Annotated in this window: 23 protein-coding genes; 9 read left to right on the top strand and 14 right to left on the bottom strand. The window is 59.0% G+C overall.

All coding sequences use genetic code 11. The features are described from left to right. The first annotated feature begins 66 nt into the window (after nt 1-66). The 4 genes from AAFX04_06015 (at nt 67) to AAFX04_06000 (ending at nt 3,299) form a co-directional block, all read left to right on the top strand. Complete coding sequence (locus AAFX04_06015) at nt 67-1,257, top strand: type III PLP-dependent enzyme (protein MEO1044976.1); 1,191 nt, start codon at nt 67-69, stop codon at nt 1,255-1,257. A 92-nt stretch (nt 1,258-1,349) separates the two neighbouring features. After that, the gene (locus AAFX04_06010; GenBank protein MEO1044975.1) at nt 1,350-1,775 is read left to right on the top strand and encodes an MAPEG family protein; all 426 of its coding nucleotides are present in this window, start codon (nt 1,350-1,352) and stop codon (nt 1,773-1,775) included. A gap of 31 nt (nt 1,776-1,806) precedes the next feature. Continuing rightward, nucleotides 1,807-2,244, top strand: coding sequence for an MAPEG family protein (locus AAFX04_06005; protein ID MEO1044974.1), 438 nt, complete (start codon nt 1,807-1,809; stop codon nt 2,242-2,244). Nucleotides 2,245-2,339: 95 nt separating this feature from the next. Continuing rightward, entirely contained in the window at nt 2,340-3,299 is a 960-nt protein-coding gene (locus AAFX04_06000; protein ID MEO1044973.1) for a carbon-nitrogen hydrolase family protein, read from the top strand. Here the strand turns inward: AAFX04_06000 and AAFX04_05995 are convergent. The 7 genes from AAFX04_05995 to AAFX04_05965 form a co-directional block, all read right to left on the bottom strand. Beyond that, on the bottom strand, nt 3,296-4,507 hold the full coding sequence (locus AAFX04_05995) for a class I SAM-dependent RNA methyltransferase (GenBank protein ID MEO1044972.1): 1,212 nt from the start codon (nt 4,505-4,507) through the stop codon (nt 3,296-3,298). The two genes, AAFX04_06000 and AAFX04_05995, sit on opposite strands and share 4 nt — an antisense overlap. After that, nucleotides 4,507-5,970, bottom strand: coding sequence for an NAD(P)H-hydrate dehydratase (locus tag AAFX04_05990; protein MEO1044971.1), 1,464 nt, complete (start codon nt 5,968-5,970; stop codon nt 4,507-4,509). Before AAFX04_05990 ends, AAFX04_05995 begins: the two co-directional genes overlap by 1 nt. After that, entirely contained in the window at nt 5,960-6,331 is a 372-nt protein-coding gene (locus AAFX04_05985) for a hypothetical protein (GenBank protein ID MEO1044970.1), read from the bottom strand. Before AAFX04_05985 ends, AAFX04_05990 begins: the two co-directional genes overlap by 11 nt. 69 nt (nt 6,332-6,400) lie before the next feature. Continuing rightward, nucleotides 6,401-8,122, bottom strand: a complete 1,722-nt coding sequence (ilvD, locus tag AAFX04_05980; GenBank protein ID MEO1044969.1) for a dihydroxy-acid dehydratase — start codon at nt 8,120-8,122, stop codon at nt 6,401-6,403. A 74-nt stretch (nt 8,123-8,196) separates the two neighbouring features. Continuing rightward, nucleotides 8,197-8,946 (bottom strand): N-formylglutamate amidohydrolase, encoded by a 750-nt coding sequence (locus AAFX04_05975; GenBank protein MEO1044968.1) that lies wholly within the window; start codon nt 8,944-8,946, stop codon nt 8,197-8,199. A 1-nt stretch (nt 8,947) separates the two neighbouring features. Further along, nucleotides 8,948-9,805, bottom strand: a complete 858-nt coding sequence (locus AAFX04_05970) for a 4-(cytidine 5'-diphospho)-2-C-methyl-D-erythritol kinase (protein MEO1044967.1) — start codon at nt 9,803-9,805, stop codon at nt 8,948-8,950. A 50-nt stretch (nt 9,806-9,855) separates the two neighbouring features. Next, the gene (locus tag AAFX04_05965) at nt 9,856-11,511 is read right to left on the bottom strand and encodes an electron transfer flavoprotein-ubiquinone oxidoreductase (GenBank protein ID MEO1044966.1); all 1,656 of its coding nucleotides are present in this window, start codon (nt 11,509-11,511) and stop codon (nt 9,856-9,858) included. A gap of 172 nt (nt 11,512-11,683) precedes the next feature. On the opposite strand from AAFX04_05965, the gene AAFX04_05960 reads away from it, so the two are divergent. The 4 genes from AAFX04_05960 (at nt 11,684) to AAFX04_05945 (ending at nt 15,968) form a co-directional block, all read left to right on the top strand. Then, nucleotides 11,684-12,505, top strand: a complete 822-nt coding sequence (locus tag AAFX04_05960; GenBank protein ID MEO1044965.1) for a uracil-DNA glycosylase family protein — start codon at nt 11,684-11,686, stop codon at nt 12,503-12,505. After that, a complete protein-coding gene (locus AAFX04_05955; protein MEO1044964.1) occupies nt 12,480-14,249 on the top strand; it encodes a lytic transglycosylase domain-containing protein in 1,770 nt (589 codons plus the stop codon). Before AAFX04_05960 ends, AAFX04_05955 begins: the two co-directional genes overlap by 26 nt. Further along, on the top strand, nt 14,239-14,766 hold the full coding sequence (moaB, locus tag AAFX04_05950) for a molybdenum cofactor biosynthesis protein B (GenBank protein ID MEO1044963.1): 528 nt from the start codon (nt 14,239-14,241) through the stop codon (nt 14,764-14,766). The genes AAFX04_05955 and moaB overlap by 11 nt, the downstream gene beginning before the upstream one ends. Before the next feature lie 131 nt (nt 14,767-14,897). Beyond that, nucleotides 14,898-15,968 (top strand): PA0069 family radical SAM protein, encoded by a 1,071-nt coding sequence (locus AAFX04_05945; protein ID MEO1044962.1) that lies wholly within the window; start codon nt 14,898-14,900, stop codon nt 15,966-15,968. Here AAFX04_05945 and AAFX04_05940 read toward each other — a convergent pair. The 7 genes from AAFX04_05940 to AAFX04_05910 form a co-directional block, all read right to left on the bottom strand. Next, nucleotides 15,965-16,501, bottom strand: a complete 537-nt coding sequence (locus AAFX04_05940) for a hypothetical protein (protein ID MEO1044961.1) — start codon at nt 16,499-16,501, stop codon at nt 15,965-15,967. The two genes, AAFX04_05945 and AAFX04_05940, sit on opposite strands and share 4 nt — an antisense overlap. A 3-nt stretch (nt 16,502-16,504) precedes the next feature. After that, nucleotides 16,505-18,112, bottom strand: coding sequence for a long-chain fatty acid--CoA ligase (locus AAFX04_05935; GenBank protein ID MEO1044960.1), 1,608 nt, complete (start codon nt 18,110-18,112; stop codon nt 16,505-16,507). Between the two features lie 86 nt (nt 18,113-18,198). After that, complete coding sequence (gene dnaE / locus AAFX04_05930; protein ID MEO1044959.1) at nt 18,199-21,720, bottom strand: DNA polymerase III subunit alpha; 3,522 nt, start codon at nt 21,718-21,720, stop codon at nt 18,199-18,201. 88 nt (nt 21,721-21,808) lie between these two features. After that, a complete protein-coding gene (locus AAFX04_05925; GenBank protein MEO1044958.1) occupies nt 21,809-22,132 on the bottom strand; it encodes a hypothetical protein in 324 nt (107 codons plus the stop codon). A gap of 52 nt (nt 22,133-22,184) precedes the next feature. Then, nucleotides 22,185-22,688 (bottom strand): glutathione peroxidase, encoded by a 504-nt coding sequence (locus AAFX04_05920; GenBank protein MEO1044957.1) that lies wholly within the window; start codon nt 22,686-22,688, stop codon nt 22,185-22,187. Beyond that, on the bottom strand, nt 22,685-23,368 hold the full coding sequence (locus tag AAFX04_05915; GenBank protein MEO1044956.1) for an ABC transporter ATP-binding protein: 684 nt from the start codon (nt 23,366-23,368) through the stop codon (nt 22,685-22,687). Before AAFX04_05915 ends, AAFX04_05920 begins: the two co-directional genes overlap by 4 nt. Beyond that, nucleotides 23,361-24,599, bottom strand: a complete 1,239-nt coding sequence (locus AAFX04_05910) for a lipoprotein-releasing ABC transporter permease subunit (GenBank protein MEO1044955.1) — start codon at nt 24,597-24,599, stop codon at nt 23,361-23,363. Before AAFX04_05910 ends, AAFX04_05915 begins: the two co-directional genes overlap by 8 nt. A 515-nt stretch (nt 24,600-25,114) precedes the next feature. Here AAFX04_05910 and AAFX04_05905 point away from each other — a divergent pair. Continuing rightward, a complete protein-coding gene (locus tag AAFX04_05905) occupies nt 25,115-25,618 on the top strand; it encodes an Hsp20 family protein (protein ID MEO1044954.1) in 504 nt (167 codons plus the stop codon). Nucleotides 25,619-25,751: the final 133 nt, after the last annotated feature.

The following is a 25,751-nucleotide window of genomic DNA, read 5'->3' as shown; positions in this document are numbered from 1 at the left end:
CCCCAAGGGGACTTCCAAACCGCAAGGCAGCGTTTGGTCTTTACTGATTTTTGGGGGTCCCTTGAGTTGTCCAGCTTTCCTGACGCCACAGCGCTGATCGACAGGCTCCAGCCTGACCAGCCCGTCACGCTCAACCGTCCGCATGCGGCGCACCGTGCCGCGCGCTATTTTGTCGAGCATTTCCCAGGCAAATCGCTCTATGCGGTGAAGGCCAATCCATCACCGGAACTGCTCCGGCATCTTTGGGAAGCCGGCATCACCCATTATGATGTCGCCTCGATTGCCGAGGTCCGGATTGTCGCGGCAACACTGCCACAGGCGGTGCTGTGCTTCATGCATCCGGTCAAGACACGCGAGGCGATCCGCGAGGCCTATTTCACCCATGGTGTCCGCATTTTCGCGCTCGATGGCGAAGATGAGCTGGCCAAAATTCGCACCGCAACCGATGATGCCGATGACCTGACGCTGTGTGTACGCATCCGCGTTTCTTCCGAGCATGCCGAACTCAGCCTCGCCGCGAAATTCGGCGCTATGGGCGATGAAATTACTCCGCTACTACAGGAGACGCGGCAGGTCGCCGACACACTCGGCATCTGTTTCCATGTCGGCAGTCAGGCCATGACGCCGCATGCCTATGTCCAGGCACTGGAGCGTGTGCGCGCGGCGATTGTCGATGCTTCGGTTACCGTCGACATTGTTGATGTCGGTGGCGGTTTTCCGTCACTCTATCCCGATATGACACCGCCGCCGCTGCGCGACTATTTCGCGATTATCGACCGCACCTTCGAGAGCCTTCCGATCAGCTATTCTGCCGAATTGTGGTGCGAGCCAGGCCGAGCCCTGTGCGCCGAATATAACAGCCTGATCGTGCGCGTCGAACGCCGTCGTGGCCAAGAACTCTACATCAATGACGGTGCCTATGGCGCGCTTTTCGATGCCGCGCATATCGGCTGGCGCTTCCCGGTAAAGGCGCTGGGCAATGACAGTAGCGAGCTGACGGCATTCAGTTTTTTTGGTCCAACCTGCGATGATCTCGACCATATGGCTGGGCCGTTCCTGCTGCCTGACACCATTGCCAGCGGTGACTATATCGAAATCGGCATGATCGGTGCCTATGGCGCAGCGATGCGCACCGCGTTCAACGGCTTTGGCGACACGCTGCAATATGATGCCGAGGACGAGCCGATGGCCAGCCTCTATGACGGCAGCGAAACCGGCCCCCTCTCGGCCGACAATGTCGTCAGCTTTTCGCGGTAAACCGGCTCTGGCAACGGTTAATTCGGTTGCAATTGACAATCTATCGCCTTTGACGCACTCAGGGCGACCTTGTCCCTGCGGAGTATCGCGATATGAATACCGCCCTGCTTGTTCCCGCCACTGTTCTTGTGCTGTGGACTCTCGTCATGCTGTTCTGGATGGCCGGAACCCGCCTGCCTGCCCTCAAGAAGATGGGTATCGACATGGCCGCCAAGCCCGGTGGACGGGGGCCGGATGTCGACCCGGTGGTGCCGCCGCAGGTCGCTTGGAAATCGCATAATCACACCCATCTCATGGAACAGCCGACACTTTTCTATGCCACTATCGTGATCCTCACATTGTCCAATGGCGTATCGGATCTCACCATCGGGGTAAGCTGGGCCTATGTCGGACTGCGCATTGTCCACAGCCTGTGGCAATCGCTGGTCAACACCGTGACGGTCCGATTTCTGCTGTTCCTCGCATCGACCTTCTGCCTGATTGCCCTGGCGCTCACCGCCCTGCTCAACATGCTTTGACAGCCCTTTTATCGAATTTCGGGAGAGAATAATGTCCGGATTTATCCTGCAACCTGTTGTCGTTTTGCTCGGCTGGACCATGGTCATGTGGCTGTGGATGTATGCCACCCGCTTGCCGGCAATGAGCAAGGCCAATATCGATGCCGCCAATCTGGTCGGCGGAATTGGCGCTGACCTTGATCAGGTGCTTCCCGCCGAAGTTCAGTGGAAAGCGCATAATTACAACCATTTGATGGAACAACCGACCATCTTTTATGCAACCGCTATCGTGTTGCATCTGGTTGGCCTGGGCACCGGGCTCAACCTGATGCTGGCCTGGGCCTATGTCGGCCTGCGCATCGTCCACAGTCTGGTCCAGGTCACGGTCAACCGGGTTGTAGTGCGGTTCGCCATTTTTGCCTTGTCGAGCCTGTGCCTGATCGCGCTGGTTGTCCATGCCGGAATCGCGGTGCTGATATCGCATGGCTAGAATGTTCTTTCTGCAGGCGTAACATTCTGGCTCCGGTAGCGAACAAAGGGTAAGCTACACGCACTTCTGCCCCGCTCCGGCTACAAGGAATGATCATGCCAAAGACCGTTACCGCCGCCATTGTCCAGGCCGCACCGATACCGCTGGCCATCGGCCATGGCATCGACCAGCTGGTCGAGCATGTTTCCAGTGCGGCGAAAAACGGGGCGCAGATTGTCGCTTTCGGCGAGACTTTTCTCGGCGGCTATCCACTATGGCTCGATGAAGCCTCGGATGCTGCTTTATGGGATCATCCCGGCACCCGGGCGCTGCACCGGATCATGCTGGAAAATGCGATTATCGAGGGCGACGAGAGGCTGGCGCCATTGCAGGAGCTGGTTGACCGTCATGACGTCATGGTGTCAGTCGGGGCACATGAACGCCGCCGCAATAGCCTGTATAACAACCAGATACTGTTCCGCCCGGGACAGGCATCACTCAGCCATCGCAAGCTGGTGCCGACCCATGGCGAGCGGCTGATCTGGATGCGTGGCGATGGCTCCACGCTTGATGTGCATGGCACCAGCGACGGCACCATTGTCGGCAGCCTGATCTGCTGGGAGAATTGGATGCCACTGGCGCGCGCAGCGATGCACAATCAGGGCGAACATATCCATGTCGCCGCCTGGCCGACGGTGCGCGAAAGCTATGCCATTGCGTCGCGCCACTATGCCTTTGAAGGGCGCTGTTTCGTCCTCGCCGCAGGCACGATCCAGCATCGCGACGATCTGTTTGAAGGCCTCGAACGCGTCGGCGGCAATGCCGAGGCGGCAGCGCTGTTCGCACAGATGCCCGAAGGTCAGTTGCAGAGCGGCAATAGCCAGATTGTTGCACCCGATACCGAGGTCATGGCCCAGGCAGGCAGTCAGAGCGAGATCATCACCGCCGAGCTCGATCTGGACCAGATTGGCGAGGCACTGACCTCACTCGACACCGATGGCCATTATTCGCGACCCGATGTCTTCGAACTCAGCGTCAACCGGCGGCCACAGGATGGCGTTGTCTGGTCCGGCTAAGGTGCACTGCGGGTAAATCGAGCGGCCAGCTCGACATGGGTCGACCACAGAAACTGACCAACCGGCTGCACCAGCTCCAGAATCCAGCCAGAATCGCATAACACCCTGGTATCACGCGCAAATGTTGCGGGATTGCAGCTAACATAGACCAGTTTCTTCAGGTCCGATTGCGCAATCTCCTTGACCTGCTCCTTCGCCCCGGCACGCGGCGGGTCAATTATCACCGCATCGAAACGCGATATTTCCCTGGCGCTCAACGGTCGACGGTAGAGGTCGCGATGCTCCGTGAAAATAGGCAGACTGGCACGATTGGCAGCGGCTTTGAGCGCCAATAGCGCATCGCGCCCGGCTTCGGCGGCATAGACTTTGCGGCCATCGGCCAGATTCAGCGCAAATGTGCCGATGCCACAAAACAGATCGGCAATGATCCGGGCATCGCCTATTCCCTGCTGCACTGCCGCGACCAGCGCCGCTTCGCCTTCGATTGTGGCCTGTAAAAAGCTACTCGGCGGTGTGTTGACGGCATGCCCGGCAAAGCTGACCGTCACTGGCTCGGGCTCGTAAAGTGTTTCCCAGCCATCGCCGCGATCGATCACCAGTCGCGCCAGATTCTGTTGGGCAGCGAAACCTGTCAGGCTCTCATATTCGTCAAGACTGTCAGGATTGATATTCTTCAACGCACAGTCAATGCCTTGATCAGCGATATTCAGGTGGAGTGTCAGATTAAGGCGGGGATCAGTCCAGCCCTGCAACAACACGCGCAAAGCCATAACGCAGGCGAACAGATCGGGGTGCAATACCGGGCACTCGGCAATGTTGATCACCCGGTGTGACTGGGCGGTATTGTAGCCGAGATGCAGCGTTTTGCCATGACGAATAGCGCGCAACGATGTGCGTCGGCGGCTGAGCGGCAGCGATATTTTCGGTTCGGCGACAGAGACGTCGATTAACCGCTGCGCCGCCAGCGTATTGGTTACCCTGTCATGCAGAAAGACGGCATAGCTCTGCTCATCGACATGCTGCAGCGAGCAGCCGCCACACAGATCATGATGACGGCAGGGCGGCACGACATGATGCGTGCCATGATCAAGGCCGCCATCATCCCTAACCCGATCACCTGGCGCAGCCCCGGGAACGTGCCGTCCTGACGCGGTGACGCCGTCGCCGCGCGCCGCGAGGCGGATCACAAGGCTGTCCTCTTCGCCCATCAGATTGCGTCTTTCTCCAGACACAATGCTGTTGCAGATGACAGCGCATGGGCAAGCTGCGAAGCCGTAAAGGGCGGTGGCAACAACTGCGCCGCCTTGCTGTGTAGCCATTGTCCCTGTTGCGCCGCCTGATGCGGTTTGCTGCGCGCCGTCGCCAGTCGTGCGGCAATAACTCCAGACAGGACGTCGCCGCTGCCCGCGACAGAGAGCCATTTGCTGCCAAAGGCGTCGATGACAACGGCTTCATCGGGTGCCGCCATGACGGTCAGCGGCCCCTTATGCAGCAGCGCACAGCCAAGCGCATCGGCCAGCATCCGGGTCCGTTCAATCTTGCCCGGCCCTTTTTCGTTGCTCTTTCCATCGAACAGCCGTGACAGCGCGCTGAACTCTCCGCCATGCGGCGTCAGGACGGCACGTCCGGCCATCGTCGCGATATGGTCGTGATTGAGCAGATAGAGCGCATCGGCATCGATGACCAGCCTGGCACCCGCCTCAAGCGCTGCTTCGAAACGCTGTGCGGCACAGTCATCACGCCCCAGCCCGGGGCCGATAACAATCGTGCCAATGCGCGGATCCGCCAGTAATTCATCCAGAGCGACGTCATCTTTGGTGTCGCGCCAGATGATATCGGTGGGCAACTCGCCCGGTGCAGAGCCTTTTCCGGCAATCAAGACATAGCCTGCGCCGGCATGTGAGGCCGCCTTTGCCGCCAATATCGCGGCACCAACCATAGCGCCAGCGACAATCACGACCATGCCACGGCGATATTTATGGCTGTCGGCTTCCGGACCGCTAAATACCGGCCTGGCCAGCGTAACAGGCGCAGTTTCAGGCAATGTGACTGGCAGAGGCACAAGTGATAGTTCACCGCAGATATGCGATCCATATCCTTCAAAATGGGCATATTTATACGCACCGAGTGTGATTGTATGATGATAATGCACCATACTTTCCCTGTCGGCGCCATTGTCGCTGTCTATGCCGCTCGGCAGATCGATAGCGATGCGCCGCTGGGCCCGCTTCAACAACGGTGACGCCATGGCAACCAGTTCCGGAGCAAGGTCGCGATCCTGTCCGGTACCGAACAGTGCATCGACGGCCTGCGGCCTTGGCGTCGCCGCATCCAGCGGTACCGTTTCGCCCTGATAGCGTTTGGACGCCCACAAGCCTGCCTTGCTGCTCGGTTCGTGCATCGCCGCAACCTGCACATCCACACCCTTTTGGCGCAGATATTCGGCAATGACATAGCCATCACCACCATTATTACCGGGACCGCAAAGGACAAGCGTGGGCGTTGTGCCACCAATGCGCCAGATGATTTCGGCGGCACCTTCGCCCGCCTGTTGCATCAGTTCCTCGACCGACACGCCGCTGTCGAACACTGCCTGTTCAGCCGCCTGCATCTCGGCCACCGAGACAATCGCGCGACCGTGCAGATCGCGGCGCAGATGATCAGCCGTCATCTTTGTCTTTATCGGCTACACGCGCAGGCAACTGATAGCGGTCATTCTCGACCTGAACCTCGATACGGTTTTCGCCGATAATGGTGACTATTGCATCATCGGCACCATCCGCCGCCACAAGTGCGCGGCCATCGGTCACCACGAGAAACCGCCGGAATCCGCCATCGGGATGGCGGAAGATCATCTGCTTGCCTTCATCATTGCTCAGCCGCTCGATATCGCAGCTGCGGGTGAATTCCTCCACGCCGCCAAGAGCACATGACAATGTACCGTCATCTCTGGCCACTGCCGCGGCGGCGCTATCGTTACTGGCATCGCTGCCACCCCCGCCATTATCCGTCACTTCAGTACCACAGCCCATGATCAAAGCACAAAGCACTGACACAGCAAGAATCTTCTTCTCAAATGCCATTATACCCGCTGTCCCCCATCAGATATCCGCATAGACATGCCGCTCTTCGGCAGCCCCCGGATGCGTTACCGCGCCATCGGCAGCGGGTCCAACATTTTGCGCATAGCGCCACAACGCACCCGAACCATAGTCATTGGGATGTTCCTGCCAATGCTGTCGCCTTTGCGTCAGCTCTTCCTCATCGACATGCAGATCGATGGTGCCGGCTTCGGCATCGATGCTGATCGGGTCGCCATCCTGAACCAGCCCGATCGGTCCGCCCATCGCAGCTTCCGGCCCGACATGGCCAATACAGAAACCGCGCGTAGCGCCGGAAAAGCGGCCATCGGTAATCAGCGCAACCTTTTCCCCCATGCCCTGGCCATAAAGCGCCGCAGTCGTCGCCAGCATCTCGCGCATGCCGGGGCCGCCGCGCGGTCCCTCATTGCGGATGACGATAACACAACCCTCGGCGATATCCCGCGCCTCGACCGCAGCAAAGGCATCCTCTTCACACTCAAAAACCCGGGCCGGGCCGGAGAAGCTGAGCGTCTGCATTCCGGCGATCTTCACAATCGCCCCCTCGGGTGCCAGCGAGCCCTTCAGCCCCACAACACCGCCGGTCGGCGTGATCGGCGTCTTGACGTCATAGATCACTTTCTGGTCGGGATTCCAGCTGACCTCATCGATATTCTCGCCCAGCGTCTTCCCTGTCGCGGTGATACAATCCGGATGCAGCAGATTTTCGCGCATCAGGCTCTTCATCACCATATAGACGCCGCCGGCCTCGTGCAGATCACGCGCGACATAGCGACCGCCAGGTTTGAGATCGGCAATATAGGGGGTTTCGCGGAACATCGCCGCAACGTCTTCAAGGCCGAAGCGGATGCCCGCCTCATGCGCCATGGCTGGCAGATGCAGCGCTGCATTGGTCGACCCACCAGTCGCCGCAACCACACGTGCGGCATTTTCGAACGCCTTACGAGTACAGATGTCGCGCGGACGCAGATCATCGGCGAGCAATTGCATCACCTGCTCGCCAGCGGCGCGGGCGATCTCTTCGCGCGATTTATAGGCTGCAGGCACCATATTGCTGCTTGGCAGGGACAAACCAATTGCCTCACCGACACAGGCCATGGTGTTGGCGGTAAACTGGCCGCCACAGGCGCCGTGACCGGGGCAGGCAACCTTTTCCAGCGCAATCAGCTCGGTCAAAGGGCAATTTCCGGCAGAATGCTGGCCCACCGCCTCAAACACATCAACCACAGTGACATCCTCACCGCGATAGACACCGGGCAGGATCGATCCGCCATAGACGAAGATCGCCGGAATATTGAGCCGCAGCATCGCCATCATCATGCCCGGCAGACTCTTGTCGCAGCCGGCAAAACCGACCAGCGCATCGTAACAATGGCCGCGCACCGACAGTTCGACCGAGTCGGCAATCACCTCGCGGCTGACCAGCGAGGCCTTCATCCCCTGATGCCCCATGGCAATGCCATCGGTGACGGTAATGGTGTTGAACCGCCGCGGCATACCGCCCCCGGCATTGACACCCTCACGGCATACATCCGCCTGGGCATCGAGCGTGGTGTTGCACGGGGCACTGTCATTGCCCGCCGAGACCACACCGACAAAAGGCCGGGCAATCTCTTCCTCGGTCAGACCCATGGCATAATAATAGCTGCGGTGCGGTGCGCGTTCCGGGCCGACCGAGACATGGCGGCTGGGCAGCGTGTTTTTGTCGAATGTCTTGCTCATAGTGGCTATCCTAAGCAAGGCAGTGATGAAAAAACAGCGCTAAAGCGTATGGCATAGCACATTAGCCTATCCGCTTACGCCTCTAGCAACAGCGCCTGCACTATCGCCTCGGCCATGGCACCGACATGATCCGCCATGACCGCCCGGCCAGCGGCATTGGCAAGCCGGTCCTGGCGTATCTCCAGACCGAGACAGGCAATGCCATTGCGATCGCCATGACGAGATATCGAACTGTTATAAATCTTCCCCGAATAGGGCAGCTGATCACCAACCGGGATATCGACCGAATGAAAATAATCCAGCGCCACTTGTCCTGCACGATCATCATCATCATACATGATCCCGATATGCCAGGGTCGGCTCTGATGCTGCTGACTGTCGAGCTTCGATGCAAAACTGTGCAAGAAGATCAGTAGCTTCGGGTTGATACTGGCGATGATCTCGCCGATTCTTCGATGATAGCTGTCATAATAACGATCAAGCCGTGCTTCATGCGCTGTCTCGTCGAGCCGGTTGCCGGGAATTTCCACCGCATCGCTGGCATGGGGAATGACATCGGGATCATCGCGATGGCGGTTCAGGTCGACCACCAGCCGCGAAGCGCGGGCATTGGCGACGGCACAGCCAAAACGCTCGGCCAGCAGCATCGAAAGCTGTTCTGTACCGAGATCGACTGCACGGTGCGTCTGCATGACATAGGGCGCCAGACCCAGTTGAATATTGTCGGGCACATGGTTCGAGGCATGATCGCCAATGATCAACAGCGATTCCAGCAATGCGCCCTTCCGTGCCGCCATATGCTCAACCGGTTCAAAATGTGCCATATCAGCCGCTAAAGTCATGATCGACACTGTGGGTTGCCAGCATCCAGTATTCGGGAAAGCGCGCGGCTATATCAGCCGCCGCGCGGTCCCTGACGACGGCATCACGATAAAGGGCAAAGCAGGTCGCACCAGAGCCCGACATACGCACCAGTTCTGCGCCGGTTATATCAAGCGCCTCCAATATGCCGGTAATGGCCGGGCACTGGTTTATGGCTGATGGCGTCAGGTCATTGCGTGTGGTGCCGGATAATTCCGCTATGCTCGGCTGCGTTGGCAAAGGACCGCGATCCTCTCGGTCCCAGCCCTGGAACACTGCCGGCGTTGACACCGTTTGTAGCGGGTTAACCAGCAATATCGGGGTGCGATTGGGCAGGATCGAGGGTGCAAACGTCATCACGTCACCTACCCCGCTCGCAACGCAATAGCGACTATGGATACAGGCCGGGACATCTGCACCCAGCCCGGCGCCGAGAGCGGCAAGCCGCTCCAGCGCCCAGTCTAGCCGCCACAACCGGTTAAGCAGCCGCAGCGCCGCCGCCGCATCGGCCGAGCCGCCGCCAATGCCCGAGGCAACCGGCAGGTTCTTCTCCAGCACGATATGCGCCCCGGATGCTATATTCGTCTCTTCAGCGAGCAACCGCGCCGCGCGCAGCACCAGATTATCGGCAGCGACCGGCAGCCCGGCACCAAAGGGACCTGTTATTGCGAGCGACAGATCGTCAGCGGGCCGCACCACCAGCCTGTCGCCATCGCCGAGAAAACAGAAAAGCGTTTCCAGGTCATGATATCCATCGGCACGGCGCGCCCGCACATGCAGCGCCAGGTTCAGCTTGGCAGGCGCTATCTGGCTTAATTCCACGGTAATTTCCTGTCGCTGGGTCGCTGTCCCGGACTATCCGCAGCCATAGGCTACATATTGGGATAGTTGGGCCCGCCCCCGCCTTCGGGTGTCACCCAGTTGATGTTCTGGGTCGGATCCTTGATGTCACAGGTTTTGCAATGGACGCAGTTCTGGGCATTGATCTGGAACCGCTTCGACCCGTCATCCTCTTCAACGACTTCATAGACACCCGCGGGGCAATAGCGCTGTGCAGGCTCGTCATAGAGCGGCAGATTGTGCGCAATCGGAATCTCCGGGTCCTTGAGCTGTAGATGCACCGGCTGGTCTTCTTCATGGTTGGTGTTGGAGAGAAACACCGAGGAAAGCCGGTCAAAGGTGATCTCATTATCCGGCTTGGGATATTCAATCGGATGCGCATGTTCCTTGCGCACCAAATAGCTGTGATCGGGCTTGTGTCCCATGGTGAACGGCACCCTGATACCGAGATGCTCGAGCCACATGGTGATGCCAGCAAAGAAAGAGCCGAGCAGATCATCAAATTTCTTCACCAGCGGCACGACATTGCGCACCTTGCTGAGTTCGGTCTTGACCCAGCTATTCTCGAACGCGTCGGTATAGGCGGTCAGCTCATCGCTGCTGCGCTGCTGTTGAATAGCGCCAAAGGCGGCTTCTGCCGCCATCATGCCCGACTTCATCGCCGTATGCGTGCCCTTGATCCGCGGTACGTTCAGAAAACCGGCGGAACAACCAATCAGCGCACCACCCGGGAAGGTCAGCCTGGGGATGGACTGCAAGCCGCCATCATTGATCGCACGCGCGCCATAGGACACGCGCTTGCCACCTTCGAGGATCTTGCGGATATCCGGATGCGTCTTCCAGCGCTGCATCTCCTCAAACGGTTTGAGATGCGGGTTCCTGTAGTTGAGCCAGGTGACATAGCCAAGCGCGACCTGGCCATCAGCCTGGTGGTAGAGAAAGCCGCCGCCATTGGCGCCAGCGCCGAGCGGCCAGCCCTGAGCATGAATCACCCGGCCGGGAACATGCTTTTCCGGCGCGATGTCCCACAATTCCTTGATACCAAGACCATAGACCTGCGGTTCACAATCCTTTTCCAGATCGAACTGCTTCTTGAGAAGCTTTGTAAGATGCCCGCGCACACCTTCTGCAAAGAAAGTATATTTTGCGTGCAACTCCAGTCCTGGCTGATAATCCGGCTTCTGGCTGCCGTCACGCGCAATGCCCATATCGCCGGTTGCAACGCCCTTGACCGACCCATCCTCATTATAGAGGATTTCCGCGGCAGCGAAGCCGGGAAATATCTCGACACCCAGCTCTTCCGCCTGTTCCGCCAGCCAGCGGCACATATTGCCCAGCGAGCCTGTATAAGTGCCCTTGTTGTTCATGAAGGACGGCAGCAGAAAGTGCGGAATCTCGAACTTGCGGGTCTTGGTCAGCACCCAGTGCTGGTTATCGGTAACCGGCGTTTCGGCCATCGGGCAGCCCTTGTCGCGCCAGTCTGGAATAAGTTCGTCGAGCGAGCGCGGATCGATCACCGCACCTGAAAGGATATGTGCCCCGATTTCCGAACCTTTTTCCAATATGCAGACGTCGATTTCACTTTCCGCCTCGGCGGCGAGTTGCTTCAGCCGGATCGCCGCGGACAGCCCTGCCGGGCCGCCACCGACAATCACTACGTCATAAGGCATGGACTCGCGTTCGCTCATATTCACTCCCAATTGCCGCCGGAACAGGTGGCAGAAATATCTTATATGTGGTGCGCAATTGCGCTGAACTCAACAATCCGATAGCGAAAAGGAGCGGCTTGACCAAGAGGGTTGTCCCTTCCCTTACGGCAAGGCCTGCTGAAACCGAGAAGCAAAGCGTCCCATCGCCCCTATGACCGAGAATTCTGCCCCTGACCCGTCCTTGCTGACAGCCGATGCGCTGCAAGGCTATTGGCGCTGGTGGCAGGACCTGGGTGTCGATAGCGGTTTTACCGAGACACCCGGTGGGTGGCTGGACGAGCCGGTTAGCGGAACCGCGACTAAAACAACCGAACCCAGGAGCACGTCGCCATCGGCTGCTGCTGCACCAAAACGTGCCCCTAAAGGTGATGCAGCCCCTCCTGCCCCGGACGATAGCAGCATTGCCCTTCCCGAAAGCCTTGAGGCGATGCTGCCATGGTGGGTCGAGAGCGAGGCATTGCAGACCCGCAGCGGAATTGGCCCACGCCTGCCACCGACATTGCGAACAGAACCCAAATTGCTGCTGGTCAGCGACATGCCCTGCGAGGATGACAGCGATGCACTGTTTTCGGGCAGCAGCGGCGCCATGCTCGATGCGATTATGCAAGCGATTGGTCTGTCCCGCGAACAATGCGCTTTTGTCAGCATCCTGCCACAATATTGTGCCGATCCCGAAGCAGAGCTTGCGGCCAGACCGCTCTGGCGCAAATTGGTGGCGCACCAGATGGTGTTGCTACAGCCTCAAACTGTCATGCTATGCAGCAAAATCGCCAATATTGCCGTTACTGGCAATGATCTCGCCGAAAACCGACGTTCGTTACGATTTATTAACCATGATGGCAGCAATATGCCCGCCAGTGCCAGCTTTCACCCGCGCATATTGGCGTCCAAGCCGGCAATGAAACGCGCCGCCTGGAGAGACTGGCTCAGACTGAAGGGGCAGATGGATGTTCAAAGCACTGGCCGGAATTAGTGTCGTCACCCTTGCCGTAAGCCCGGCACAGGCCGAGACAGCGGCGAGCGCACCATCCAGCTACGACTATTATGCATCGGCCGATACCGTCGATCACAACATTCTGTCCCGGACTGAAGAACAGCGAGCCCGCGACTTTTTTATCGCGCTTGATGCCCGTAACTGGCGCCGCGCACAGCAGCTGGCCGATGCCGCGCAAGACGACCTGCTGTCACCGATATTGCGCGCCGAACTCTATCTCGCCGCGCATTCGCCGCGTGTCGAACTCGAACCGCTGATCACGCTGCTAGGCGAAGCGCCCTATATCCCGCAAGCTGATCAGATCGGTCGCCTCGCCACCCGACGCGGTGCGACGCAACTCGGCATCGACGATGCCCGCCGCCGCCTGTCCTATCGCCCCGGTCCGCCTGTGCGCGGCAAGCCGCGACCGGTAAAAGGCGCCAAGGCACTGCACCGGCATCATGCAGGTACCATTCTTGACGCGATCAAGAATGACAATCCCGATCAGGCCATGGCCTATTTCCGCTCTGTTGAAAAAGACATCAGCGAACAGAGCCGTACCGAATGGCTGCAGCGTATCGCATGGTCCTATTATATCGAGAATCAGCCGGCAAAGGCCTTTGATGTTGCCGGTCAGGCGGTGCGGGGTTCCGGCCCATGGCTCGCCGACAGCTACTGGGTCAAAGGCCTGGCGGCATGGCGCCTGGGTCATTACGCCCATGCCGAATATGCTTTTCACCGCACTGGCACCTTCGCCGATAACCCCGAACTGGTAAGCGCCGGCTATTATTGGGCTTCGCGCGCCGCCATGCGTGCGGGACAGCCGCACAAAGTCGAACCAGCACTGCGCGCCGCTGCCCAGCAAAAGGATGCGCTCTACAGCCTGTTGGCGCGTGAAGCGCTGGGCATGTCACTGGCGGCTCCAGCAGGATCGGCAAAACTTACCCGGGCCGACCGCGAGGCACTGGAGGGCAGCCGCAACGCCAAAATGGCGATGGCGCTGGCCGATATTGGCCGTGGCTCGCTTGCCGATGAAATCATCCGCCATGAAGCGCGCCGTGCCCATGGCGTCGATCATGCGCTGCTGGTCAAGCTCGCTGGTCATATTGGCATGCCAACGCTACAGGCATGGCTCGGCCATTATGCACCGGCCAATGCCCGTCTCGGCGACCAGGCCTATTTCCCGACGCCAAGCTGGACCCCGGTCAATGGCTGGAAAGTCGATCCGGCGCTGGTCTATGCCCATGTCTGGCAGGAATCGGCGTTTCGCACCGATGCCGTCAGCCCGGCCAATGCTCGCGGCCTGATGCAGCTGCGCCCCGGCACCGCATCCGACATGGCACGCGCCTACAGCCTTGACATCAGCACCGCCGACCTGACCAAGCCCGAGGCCAATCTGGCGCTGGGCCAGCTCTATCTCCAGTCGCTGAGCAAGAAACCCGAAACCCAGGGTCTTCTGCCCAAGGTCATCGCCGCCTATAATGCCGGCACCACCCCGGTGAGCCGCTGGAACGAGGAAATCAAGGACCAGGACGACCCGCTGCTCTATATCGAATCCATCCCCTATTATGAGACCCGCGCCTATGTCGGCATCGTGCTGCGCAATTACTGGAAATATGAGGCCCAGGCCGGCATTTCCTCTCAAAGCGCTTATGGCCTGACCCAGGGCCTGTGGCCGCGCTTCCCGGATAAGGACGCAGCCAGGATCGCCGGGCTTGATGGAGAACAAGACGGTGGCGATTGACGAGAAGAAGCGCTTTATTCCGGTCAATATCGCGCTGCTGACCGTTTCCGACAGTCGTACCCCAGATACCGATACATCGGGCGACATATTGGCCGATCGCATCATCAACACCGGTCATCACCTCCAGGCACGCGCAATCGAGAAAGACGACAGGAGCAGGCTGGTGGCACGGCTGCACAACTGGATCGACGACCGCATGATCGATGCAGTCATCACCACTGGCGGCACCGGCCTTACCGGACGCGACGTCACCCCCGAAGCGCTCGATCAGGTCAAGGACAAGGATATTCCCGGCTTTGGCGAGATGTTCCGCTGGCTCAGCTATGAGCATATCGGCACATCAACCATCCAGTCGCGCGCCTGCGCGGTGCTTGCCCGCGGCACCTATATCTTTGCACTTCCCGGCTCCAACGGCGCTGTGAAGGATGGGTGGGACGGCATCTTGCGTCATCAGCTAGATAGCCGCTACCGGCCCTGCAACTTTGTCGAACTGATGCCGAGACTGATGGAAGAATAACAGTATCAGACCATTTGTTCTTGTTATGTTCTGATTGACCCTGTATCCCTCAGGGAATGGCAAAACCCGTTCCCGACCCTCATACTGGCAATAGAAAGCCCGCAACATCCCGACCCGACCCAAACCGGGCGGTGCACAAGGGTCGTGGTGCCGCGAGCAATATCGTTTCGGCGCGATTCGATGATCGGCAAGTCGAAGCCGATGGTGACTGGCGTGACGAACAGGCGTTGATCGACGGCGCACCGCCGCGACCGGCGACTCGTGTCACCGTCGAAAAACCCCGTAAGATCATTACCTTCAACAAGTCTCCCGATATTCCTTTTGATCGTTCAATCAACGCCTATCGCGGCTGTGAGCATGGCTGCATCTATTGCTATGCCCGTCCGACACATGCCTATCACAATCTGTCACCCGGCCTTGATTTCGAAACCCGGTTATTTGCCAAGCCCGATGCTGCCGATCTGTTGCGCACGGAACTGGCCAGGCCCGGCTATAGCGTCGCGCCACTGGCGATCGGAACCAACACCGATCCCTATCAACCGATTGAGGGGCGTTATCGCATTACCCGGTCGGTATTGCAGGTCTGTCTCGAAACGCGTCATCCGATTGGCATCACCACCAAATCGAGCCGGGTCACCGATGATATCGATCTGCTGAGCCAGCTGGCACGGATGCAGCTCACAGCCATCGCCATTTCCATTACCACGCTTGATGGTAAGACAGCGCGGATCATGGAGCCACGCGCTCCTGCTCCCCATAAGCGGCTCGAGGCCGTACGTCGGCTGACCGGTGCCGGGGTGCATACCAATGTCAATATCGCCCCGGTCATTCCGGCGATTACAGACCATGAGATAGAGACCATTGCCCAGGCCGCAGCCGAAGCTGGCGCCAAGGGACTGTCTGCCATTCCGGTACGGCTGCCGCACGAGGTTGCGCCACTGTTCGAGGAATGGCTCGACGCGCATTTCCCCGACCGCGCCCAAAAGGTGATGCACATCATCCGGTCGCTGCGCGGCGGTCGCAAAAATGATCCGCGTTTCTTCAACCGCTTTCGCGGGCAAGGCGCATGGGCCGAATTACTCGCCCAACGCATGGCGGCAGTGCGGCACAAATACCGTCTGAACCAGAGCCGCTACACGCTGCGCACCGATTTATTCATTCCTCCGCACGGCCATGGCGCACAGGGGGATTTTGGTTTTTAGCCCTGCCCTGCTGTCAGTTTTACCAGCCATTTTTTCGCCCTTCCGGCAACCGACTTGCGTGTCTCGGATGAAAGCCGTTCCAGCTGGGGTATCAGCCATGCCCTGAGCGCATTGTCCGATTGCGACCATTTGCCCAGAGTCTCCATACTGTTGTTCAGCACGATCCAGTCCGGATGATGGACAAGGTTGCGCTGCATGATCGCTTGAGCACTGGCATGTTGCTGCGTAGTCATGTCTTCGCGCAGGCAATCAAACAGATGCGCCAATGTCCATTGGGCCGAGGCCTGATCAAGCGCGCCGATCTCCTTCAGCAGACGGTCAATATAGGGCACGACCAGATCATGCCGTTCCTTCTCGACCCGTTTGATGGCGCTGGAAGTGCGTAGCCTGACGACTTCGTCGCTACTCTGATAGCAGCGGAAAAGCTCTTCAAACCTTTCCGGCGCGGCCAATAGCTGCTCGACGACCTCAACCGTTCTGCCCAGTGAATTGGGATGGCCGCCTGTGAGCATATCCTCAAAGGCTTCGGACAACAGCTAACCCTCTACGGTCGACAGGACATGATCCTTGAACTGCTCTCGCAGTGCGGTTTTGAGGATTTTGCCGGTCGCCGTGTGCGGCAGTTCCTCAACGAACACCACATCATCGGGCATCCACCATTTGGCGATCTTGTCTGAAAGATAGGCCTTGATGGCATCAGGCTCTAGCACAGCGCCGTCATTGGGCACCACGATCAGCAACGGCCGCTCATCCCATTTCGGATGGGGCAGGCCGATGGCAGCCGCCTCGGCGACACCGTCCATGCCGACAGCTGCATTTTCCAGTTCAACCGAGCTGATCCACTCGCCACCGGATTTGATGACATCTTTCGAACGGTCGGTAATCTGCATCACATTATTCGGGTGGATCACCGCGACATCGCCGGTATCGAACCAGCCATCCTCGGTGAGGGCATCCTCTTCGCCCTTGAAATAGCGCTTGATGATCCATGGCCCGCGTATCTGCAGCCGCCCGCTGGACTCGCCATCGCGCGGCTGGAGATTGCCTTCATCGTCGACCACACGCAGCTCTACACCGAAAGGTACCTTGCCCTGTTTGGTGACAACATCGAGCTGCTCTTCCAGGCTTAGCTCATCCCAGCCCGGCGAGGGCGCCCCCATGGTGCCGATCGGCGAAGTCTCGGTCATGCCCCAGGCATGGTTGACGCGGCAGCCCATTTTCATGATCCGCTCACACATGGCACGCGGCGCGGCCGAACCGCCAATAGTCACCACCTTGAGATGTTCGGGCGCTTCACCGGTTGCATCCATATGCTGGAACAGTGCCAGCCAGACGGTCGGCACCCCGGCGCTGTGGGTCACTTTTTCGCGGTTCATCAGCATGGTCAGAATCCTGGGGTCATTGACCGCCGAATAGACCAGCTTCAGCCCGACAGAGGCAGCAGCAAAGGGAATACCCCAGGCAGCGGCGTGGAACATCGGCACCACGGGCAGCGCCACCGAGGCCGGCGAGAAATCGAACACAGCGGGCTGGATCTCGGCCAGCGCATGGATAACGGTCGAACGGTGCTCGTACAGCACGCCCTTGGGATTGCCGGTGGTGCCGCTGGTATAACAGAGCATACAGGGTTCGCGCTCATCGCCGGTGACCCAGGCAAAATCATCATCCTGGATGTCGAGAAGTGCTTCGAAGCTCTGGACATCGGCACCGGCAGGCGGGTCGTAACAGACATAATGTTCGATGGTGGTCCAGCGGTCCTTCATTTTGTCGATGATCGGCTGGAACATCGCATCATAGAGCAGCACCTTATCCTCGGCATGGTTCATGATATATTCGAGCTGATCCTCGAACAGCCGCGGATTGACGGTGTGGATCACCCCGCCCATGCCGATCGCGCCATACCAGCTTACCAGATGGCGGCTATGGTTCATGCCCAGCGTGGCGACGCGATCACCCTTCTCCAGCCCCATGGCGAGCAGGGCCTTGGCCAGGCGGCGGGCATCGCGCGCCACAGCGCCCCAATCGGTTCGGCTTTCACTGCCATCGGCCCAATAGGATATGATCTCCCTGTCGCCATGCTCGCGTTCGGCATGGTCCAGCAGGTGCATCACCCGCAAATCAAAATCCTGCATTGCGCCCAGCATCATCATCTCCTCACATTTATGGAATTATCGGGCCGCACTTTATCGCTTCCGCTATGCGGCGCAAGTAAGGTCTGGAGCGGCTGCTTTCAGGAAACCGCTTCGGGCCGTGCTGAGCGGATTGCGGCCAGGCTGATATTGTCGAAGCCGGGAAAGCGCCCCAGCTCCTCGACCAGCTCGCTGTCGAGGCGGAAGCGCCGCCCCAGCACCATTTCCACCGCCGGCAGGTCAGGCTGGATCAGCCGCGCCGAAACCTCGCCACGCCCGGCGCCGCGCCGATCCAGTATCTCTGCAAGCCGTGTCAGTGTCGCCGCCTCGCGGGTCTCGAAGCTGAGCTTGAGCCGTGCCGCAGTCTGAAGCCCGTCCAGCGGCTGCGCCGAGCGTACGGTCGCGCGAGGCGGCTGGTCGGGGCTGTTGCTGTCGAGCTCGACATTCAGCAGCACACAGGCGCCTTCTTTGGCCCAGTCGACGAACTGCGGCACCAGATGTTCCTCGAAACAGCTGGCGGAAAACTGTCCCGAACTGTCCGAAAGGTCGAGCATCACAAAATCCTTGCCGCGCCGCGTCTGGCGACGATTGGCACCTTCGACCAGCACCGCCAGCGTTGCCGGGCGGCGCTCGCCTTCCTTGAGCGACAGACCGTCAATCACTGCGGCAAAAGGCCGCGCGCCATTGGCGCTCGTAACAACCTCATAATGGCTGACCGGATGTGCCGAGAAGAAGAAACCGAATGCTTCCTTCTCCTGCGCCATGCGCTCACCCGCCGACCAGTGCAGGCTGTCATCCAGCTTGAGCGTTTGCTGGGTCGCATGATCATCCTCACCAAACAGCGCCGCCTGACCGCTGGTACGCGATTCCTCGGCGGCACCGGCAATAGCCAGCACCGTATCGGCCAGTGCATGAACCGCCGCGCGGTTATGGGTGATCTGGTCGAAAGCACCGGCGGCAGACAGGCTTTCCAGCTGGCGACGGTTGACCAGGGTCGGGCTGATGCGCCCGGCAAAATCGCCCATATCCTCGAACCAGCCGGCATTTTCGCGCTCGGCGATTACCGCCTGCATCGCCTTGCTGCCGACGTTTTTCAGGCCCGCCAGCGCATAGCGCACGGCGAGGCCGTCATCGCCCTTCTGCACCGAGAATTCGGCTTCGGAGCGGTTGATACAGGGCGGCAGGCAGGCGACCGCATTCTTGCGCATATCATCGACAAAAATGGCCAGCTTGTCAGTCTGGTGCATATCGAAGCACATTGAGGCGGCATAGAATTCATGCGCATGATGCGCTTTCAGCCAGGCCGTCTGATAGGCAAGCAGCGCATAGGCGGCGGCATGCGACTTGTTGAAGCCATAGCCGGCAAATTTGTCGATCAAGTCGAACAACTCATTGGCCTTGTCCGCCGCTATGTCATTATGTTCGGCGCAGCCTTTGACGAAAATCTCGCGCTGCGCATCCATTTCGGACTGTTTCTTTTTGCCCATGGCGCGACGCAGCAGATCGGCGCCGCCCAGCGTATATCCGGCCAGGATCTGCGCCGCCTGCATGACCTGTTCCTGATACACGAAAATGCCATAGGTTTCCTTGAGCACATCCTCTAGCAGCGGATGTGGATAGGCGATCTCTTCCTCGCCATTTTTGCGGCGACCAAAGAGCGGGATATTGTCCATCGGGCCAGGGCGATAGAGCGAGACAAGAGCGATAATATCGCCGAAATTGGTCGGTTTGACCGCAGACAGTGTGCGGCGCATACCCTCGGATTCCAGCTGGAACACGCCGACAGTATCGCCGCGCTGGAGCAGCTCATAGACTGCCGGATCATCCCATGTCAGTGCATCAAGATCGACCATGACGCCACGCCGCGCCAGCATCTCGACCGCCTTGTGAAGGACGGAAAGGGTCTTCAGACCAAGAAAATCGAATTTGACCAGCCCTGCGGTTTCGACAAATTTCATATCGAATTGTGTCACCGGCATATCCGAACGCGGATCGCGATAGAGCGGCACCAGCGCATCGAGCGGTCTATCGCCAATCACCACACCGGCGGCATGGGTCGAGCTGTGGCGGGGCAGGCCTTCCAGCTGCATCGCGAGATCGAAAAGACGCTTCACATCCTCTTCCAGGCGATATTGGTCCACCAGTTCCTGCACCGGGCCGTGCGATGATCCGTCCTTGTTGGTTCCGCCCTTGAGTGCGCGGTCCAGTTTCCATGGATCGGTCGGATGGTTGGGCACCAGCTTGCACAAGCGGTCGACCTGGCCATAGGGCATTTGCAGCACGCGACCTGTATCGCGCAGCACCGCCCGCGCCTTCAGTTTACCGAAGGTGATGATCTGTGCCACCTGGTCCTTGCCGTACTTCTCCTGCACATAGCGGATCACCTCACCCCGCCGGGTTTCGCAGAAATCGATATCGAAGTCGGGCATCGATACACGCTCGGGGTTGAGGAAGCGTTCGAACAGCAGACCAAGTTTGAGCGGATCGAGATCGGTTATGGTCAATGCCCAGGCCACGACCGAACCGGCACCCGAGCCACGCCCCGGCCCCACAGGGATGCTCTGTTCCTTGGCCCATTTGATAAAATCGGCAACGATCAGAAAATAGCCGGGAAAACCCATATTGACGATAATGCCGATCTCATAATCGAGCCGGTCAAAATAGGCTTTGCGATCCTCCTCGCTGAGGTCGCTATAGACGCCGAGACGCTTTTCCAGCCCGGCTATGGAGTCTTCGCGCAACTGTTTGGCCTCGCCTTCCAGATCGCCAGCGAGGCTTGGCAGGATCGGTTTGCGCTTGGGCGGGGCAAAGGCGCAGCGCTGGGCGATAACCAATGTGTTGTCGATGGTCTCGGGCAGGTCGGCAAACAGCTCGCGCATCATCGCGCCGCTCTTGATCCAGGCATCGGGCGAACCCTCTGTCCGGTCCTCACTCTCGATATACTCGCCATTGGCGATGCACAGCATGACATCATGCGCCTTGTGAAAGCCGGGCTCGGCAAAGCAGGCCGGATTGGTGGCAACCATTGGCACATCATGTGCATAGGCGAGATCGATCAGTGCCTCTTCAGCGGCTTCCTCGACCGGATCATGGCGTCGCGCCAGCTCTATATAGACGCGCCCGGGCATATGGCTGGTCAGCGTCGCGAGATAGGCTTTGGCGGCATCGCCCTGCTGGTCGGCAAGCAGCCGTGCCAGCGCGCCCTCACCTGCGCCGGTAAGCGCGATCAGTCCCTCGCCATGCCGGGCAAGGCGCTCAAGCCCGATGTGGGGTGGCTGTTCGATGGGCCGGTCGAGATGCGCCGCCGAGACCAGCGCGCAAAGATTCTGGTAGCCGCCCTCATCCTGCGCCAACAAGCAGAGCCAGTCGATCAACGGTGCGCCATTATCGCTGGCACCGGGCCGTGCCACCGCAATATGGGCACCGACAATCGGCTGCACCCCGGCGGCAAAGCAGGCATCGGCAAAAGCCATCGAGCCGTAAAGCCCGTTGCGATCAGTGATGGCAATGGCGGGAAAGCCACGTTTCCTGGCGGCTGCAGCTATGGCGGCGGGATCAATCGCACCATCGAGCATGGTGTAGGAGGAAAATACGCTTAACGGGACGAAGGGATCGCTGGCCATGGTCCCTATGTGCTGAGGCCAGGCGATTCTGACAATATGCGACCCGCTGATACGGGTCGGAATGTGGACAGTTTCGCGTCTCCGGAGCCTATTCGCCCTCGGCGATCTTGCTGCGCACGCTCTTCACCGTCGACCAGGCGCCATAAACGATCAGCGCGCCGAGGAAGAACCACACCCAGAGCGGGATATTCTTGCCGGCAATAGCGAGATAGACATAGGCTGAAACAAAGCAGCTTCCAGCACTCAAAACCGGCAGTACGATCGACTTGCCGGCGCGTTTGTTGCGCACCAGCCAGGCGATAGACAGGGTGAAGAACGGGATAGCGCCGACATAGATGGCGCCGAAGATCAGCGGGTTGACGCCATATTCCGCGCCAAGGCTGTAAAACCATGCCTGCATTGATTCCCACATGTTCCTGTCTCCTGTTGCACTGCCCGGCTATTCGCGTCGGTCATGCATCTGGTTACGCGGCCGAACCGGTTTTTTCGTCGAGCAGCGTCTCGATATCGCGGCGCAGCTGTTCGGGCTTTACCATCGAACCATGGCGCGCCACCACCCTGCCCGCGCGGTCGATTAGGAATTTGGTGAAATTCCACTTGATACCACGGCTGCCCATCAGTCCCGATTGTTGCTGCTTGAGATAGCGCCATAGCGGATCGGCATCGTCGCCATTTACATCCACCTTGGCGAACAGTGGAAAGCTGGTCTGGAAATTCACCGCGCAGAATTGGGCAATCTCTTCATTGCTGCCCGGCTCCTGCCCGCCAAACTGGTTGCAGGGGAAAGCCAGCACCTCGAAACCGCGATCGTGATAATCGCGATACATCTCTTCAAGCGCCTCATATTGCGGGGTGAAGCCACATTGCGATGCTGTGTTGACGATCAGCAGCACCTTGCCGGCATAGTCCGCCATGGCCCGGTCTGCGCCATCGGACGCCTTGACCGCAAAATCATAGAGCGTGGTCATTCGAGTATTCCTTCATGCAGCCGCACCACACGGTCCATCCTGTCAGCAAGCCGTTCATTATGCGTCGCAATCAGCGCTGCGCTGCCCTGACCGCGCACCAGTTCGAGAAACTGTGCCAGCACCACCTCGGATGTCGCCTCGTCAAGATTGCCGGTGGGTTCGTCCGCCAGCACCAGCAGCGGCCTGTTGGCGAGCGCCCGTGCAACCGCGACACGCTGCTGTTCGCCACCGGAAAGTTTGCTCGGCCGATGTTCGTAACGCTGGCCCAGTCCCAGCGCATCGAGCAGTTCATGCGCCCGCGCCTCGGCATCTTCACGTTGCGTGCCACCGATGAGTTGGGGCAGGACGACATTTTCTGTCGCGTCGAAATCGGGAAGCAAATGGTGGAACTGGTAGACAAAACCGAGCCTGGTCTTGCGCAGCTGCGTCCGTCCCTGGCTGTCCAGGCTGCCAGCATCAATACCATCGATAGCAATGCGCCCGCCAAAACCGCCTTCGAGCAACCCCAGTGCCTGCAACAATGTTGATTTGCCGGAACCCGAAGGCCCGAGCAGACCAACAATCTCTCCCGGCTGGATCGTCAGATTGACACCGCGCAGCACATCGATGGTGACATCGCCCTGGGTGAAGCTGCGCGTCACATCGACCAGCTGGGCAACCGGCTGCAGGCTATCAGTCATAGCGCAACACCTGCACCGGATCGGTACTCGCCGCTTTCATCGCCGGGTAAAGCGTCGCCAGAAAGCTGAAAATAATCGCCATGACGACAATCACCGCAACCTCGACCGGATCGGTCTTGCTTGGCAACTCGGTGAGGAAGCGCACTGACGGATCCCACAGATTCTGCCCGGTGATGAACTGCACCGCATTGACCACCGACTGACGGAAGAACAGGAAGACAAAGCCCAGGCCCATGCCTGCCAGTGCACCCAAGATGCCGATCACCGTGCCAATGAAGATAAACACCTTGAGCAGCGATCGGCGCGATGCCCCCATGGTACGCAAGATCGCAATGTCCCGGGTTTTCGAGCGCACCAGCATGATCAGCGATGACAATATATTGAACACCGCAACCAATATGATGATCGACAGCACCACGAACATCGCCACTCTTTCGACCGCCAGCGCCTCGAAGAGATTGGCGTTGAGACTGCGCCAGTCGGCGATGATACCCCGACTGCCAATTTGCGGCACCAATGGTGCCAATATCTCATCGACGCGGTCGGCATCCTCGGTGGTGATCTCGATCATGCCGATCTGGTCGCCGCTGAGCAACAGCGTCTGGGCATCCTCGATCGGCATGATTACGAACGCCTTGTCGAAATCATAGACGCCAATCTCGAATATCGCGCCGATCTGGTAGCTGATCTCTCGCGGTACGGTGCCGAAAGGCGTGGTCCGTCCCTGCGGATTGATGATGGTCATGCGGTCGCCAAGCCGCGCCCCGAGATTCTGGGCCAGACGCGAGCCGATGGCAATGGTGGCATTGCCAGGAGTGATATTGGCGGTGGACCCGGTGACCAGCTTGTCTCTCAGACCGGCAATATCCTCCGGGTCATTACCGCGCACCAGTACGGCCTCGACCCGGCCTTCATAGGAACCCAGTAACGGCTGCTCGATGAGCGGCGAGGCAGAAACCACACCGTCGGTTTCGCGCGCTTGTTTGAGTAGGTCCTCCCAATTGTCGAGACGTCCACCATAGCCCTGGATCAACGCATGGCCGTTGAGCCCGACAATCCGGTCGAGCAGCTCGGCGCGGAAACCGTTCATGACGCTCATCACGATGATCAGCGCCGCAACGCCGAGCATCACCGCGACGAGGCTGATCCCGGCGACGAGGAAGATAAACGCCTCCGACCGTGCGGGCAGCAGATACCGCCGGGCAATAGTCCATTCAAACGGTGAAAGCATGACGTCCGGAGAAACTCCTGGGTGGGAATCATATCAGATGCGCCCGGTTCGCACGAACAGCGCAAAAGTGCAATTCACTGTTGCTCAATGAACACAATGTTAAGCAAAATGGGCCGGACCGGACATTTCCTGCTGGTCAAATGCACAATATTCCGGAATCAATGCGCATACGAGACTTCGAACACGCATTCGAATTTTCGGGGAACGGACAGGCGGTTTGGGGAAGCTGCTTGTCCAAACGATACGGTTTCCGGTCTCCGCCTTATGGCGTCGCAGTAAAGAAATCGTCACGGGACGCCTGGTCGCTCACGCGATCAGGCGTTTCGTTTATCCCTCCTCAGGGGACTATTCTATGCAGAAACATGTTTATGTTTCAGCCTTTTAATACCTCTTGAAATCCGTAAAATTTACACCAGATTATAATCGTGCCGCCAATATGGGGCACATTTTCAAACCTGTTCGCCGCGGGGCCGGAATGGACCAAGGCGAATGAATTGCTCTTTGGAGGATTAGTGATGACACGTTTTGATTTCACCCCCTATCGCCGCACCACGGTTGGCTTTGACCGGCTGTTCGACCTGCTGGAGAATCACCAGCGCAACGGCAATGGCGACAACTACCCCCCATTCAACATCGCCCGGCTCGATGATGGTCAGTATCGTGTGACACTCGCGGTTGCCGGCTTCAAGACCGATGAAATCGAGATCACTGCCCAGCAGAACCTTCTGACCGTAACCGGCCGCAAGTCCGAAGGCGACGGCACAGACGGCGAATTCCTGCATGTCGGCATCGCCAACCGCAATTTCGAACGGCGTTTCGAACTCGCTGATTTTGTTCGCGTATCCGATGCCCGACTCGCTGATGGTCTGCTCGCCATCGACCTGGTGCGGGAAGTGCCCGAAGCGATGAAACCGAAGAAAATCGCCATCAATGGCAGTGAAGACAGCGACAAGATCGTCGACATGTCGAACAATGATGATGCGGATGACCATAACGGCGACACCAAGGATGCCGCCTGATCGCTTTCATGAGAACGCCGTCCTGACAATCGGGACAGTCTGAAAATTTAGGGGGTAAGCCCGCAAGAGCTTACCCCCAACGCCGTTTAAGGCGTCTTCACATTGCCGGACCAGGGTCGCAAAAATCCGGCAA

Source organism: Pseudomonadota bacterium (assembly GCA_039818985.1).
Classification (GTDB): domain Bacteria; phylum Pseudomonadota; class Alphaproteobacteria; order Sphingomonadales; family Sphingomonadaceae; genus Alterisphingorhabdus.
Note: the sequence above shows the minus strand (reverse complement) of the source record. Positions and strands in the feature narration are given on the sequence as shown.

Coding starts and splice junctions, on each gene's coding strand:
- AAFX04_05920 (MEO1044957.1), bottom strand. CDS start 22,688: ATGACCACGCTCTATGATTTTGCGGTCAAGGCGTCCGATGGCGCAGAC.
- AAFX04_05975 (MEO1044968.1), bottom strand. CDS start 8,946: ATGGCACATTTTGAACCGGTTGAGCATATGGCGGCACGGAAGGGCGCA.
- AAFX04_05955 (MEO1044964.1), top strand. CDS start 12,480: ATGTTCAAAGCACTGGCCGGAATTAGTGTCGTCACCCTTGCCGTAAGC.
- ilvD (MEO1044969.1), bottom strand. CDS start 8,122: ATGAGCAAGACATTCGACAAAAACACGCTGCCCAGCCGCCATGTCTCG.
- AAFX04_06005 (MEO1044974.1), top strand. CDS start 1,807: ATGTCCGGATTTATCCTGCAACCTGTTGTCGTTTTGCTCGGCTGGACC.
- AAFX04_06010 (MEO1044975.1), top strand. CDS start 1,350: ATGAATACCGCCCTGCTTGTTCCCGCCACTGTTCTTGTGCTGTGGACT.
- AAFX04_05990 (MEO1044971.1), bottom strand. CDS start 5,970: ATGACGGCTGATCATCTGCGCCGCGATCTGCACGGTCGCGCGATTGTC.
- AAFX04_05965 (MEO1044966.1), bottom strand. CDS start 11,511: ATGAGCGAACGCGAGTCCATGCCTTATGACGTAGTGATTGTCGGTGGC.
- AAFX04_05910 (MEO1044955.1), bottom strand. CDS start 24,599: ATGCTTTCACCGTTTGAATGGACTATTGCCCGGCGGTATCTGCTGCCC.
- AAFX04_05960 (MEO1044965.1), top strand. CDS start 11,684: ATGACCGAGAATTCTGCCCCTGACCCGTCCTTGCTGACAGCCGATGCG.
- AAFX04_05915 (MEO1044956.1), bottom strand. CDS start 23,368: ATGACTGATAGCCTGCAGCCGGTTGCCCAGCTGGTCGATGTGACGCGC.
- AAFX04_05985 (MEO1044970.1), bottom strand. CDS start 6,331: ATGGGCTGTGGTACTGAAGTGACGGATAATGGCGGGGGTGGCAGCGAT.
- AAFX04_05905 (MEO1044954.1), top strand. CDS start 25,115: ATGACACGTTTTGATTTCACCCCCTATCGCCGCACCACGGTTGGCTTT.
- AAFX04_05935 (MEO1044960.1), bottom strand. CDS start 18,112: ATGCTGGGCGCAATGCAGGATTTTGATTTGCGGGTGATGCACCTGCTG.
- AAFX04_05995 (MEO1044972.1), bottom strand. CDS start 4,507: ATGGGCGAAGAGGACAGCCTTGTGATCCGCCTCGCGGCGCGCGGCGAC.
- AAFX04_06000 (MEO1044973.1), top strand. CDS start 2,340: ATGCCAAAGACCGTTACCGCCGCCATTGTCCAGGCCGCACCGATACCG.
- dnaE (MEO1044959.1), bottom strand. CDS start 21,720: ATGGCCAGCGATCCCTTCGTCCCGTTAAGCGTATTTTCCTCCTACACC.
- AAFX04_05925 (MEO1044958.1), bottom strand. CDS start 22,132: ATGTGGGAATCAATGCAGGCATGGTTTTACAGCCTTGGCGCGGAATAT.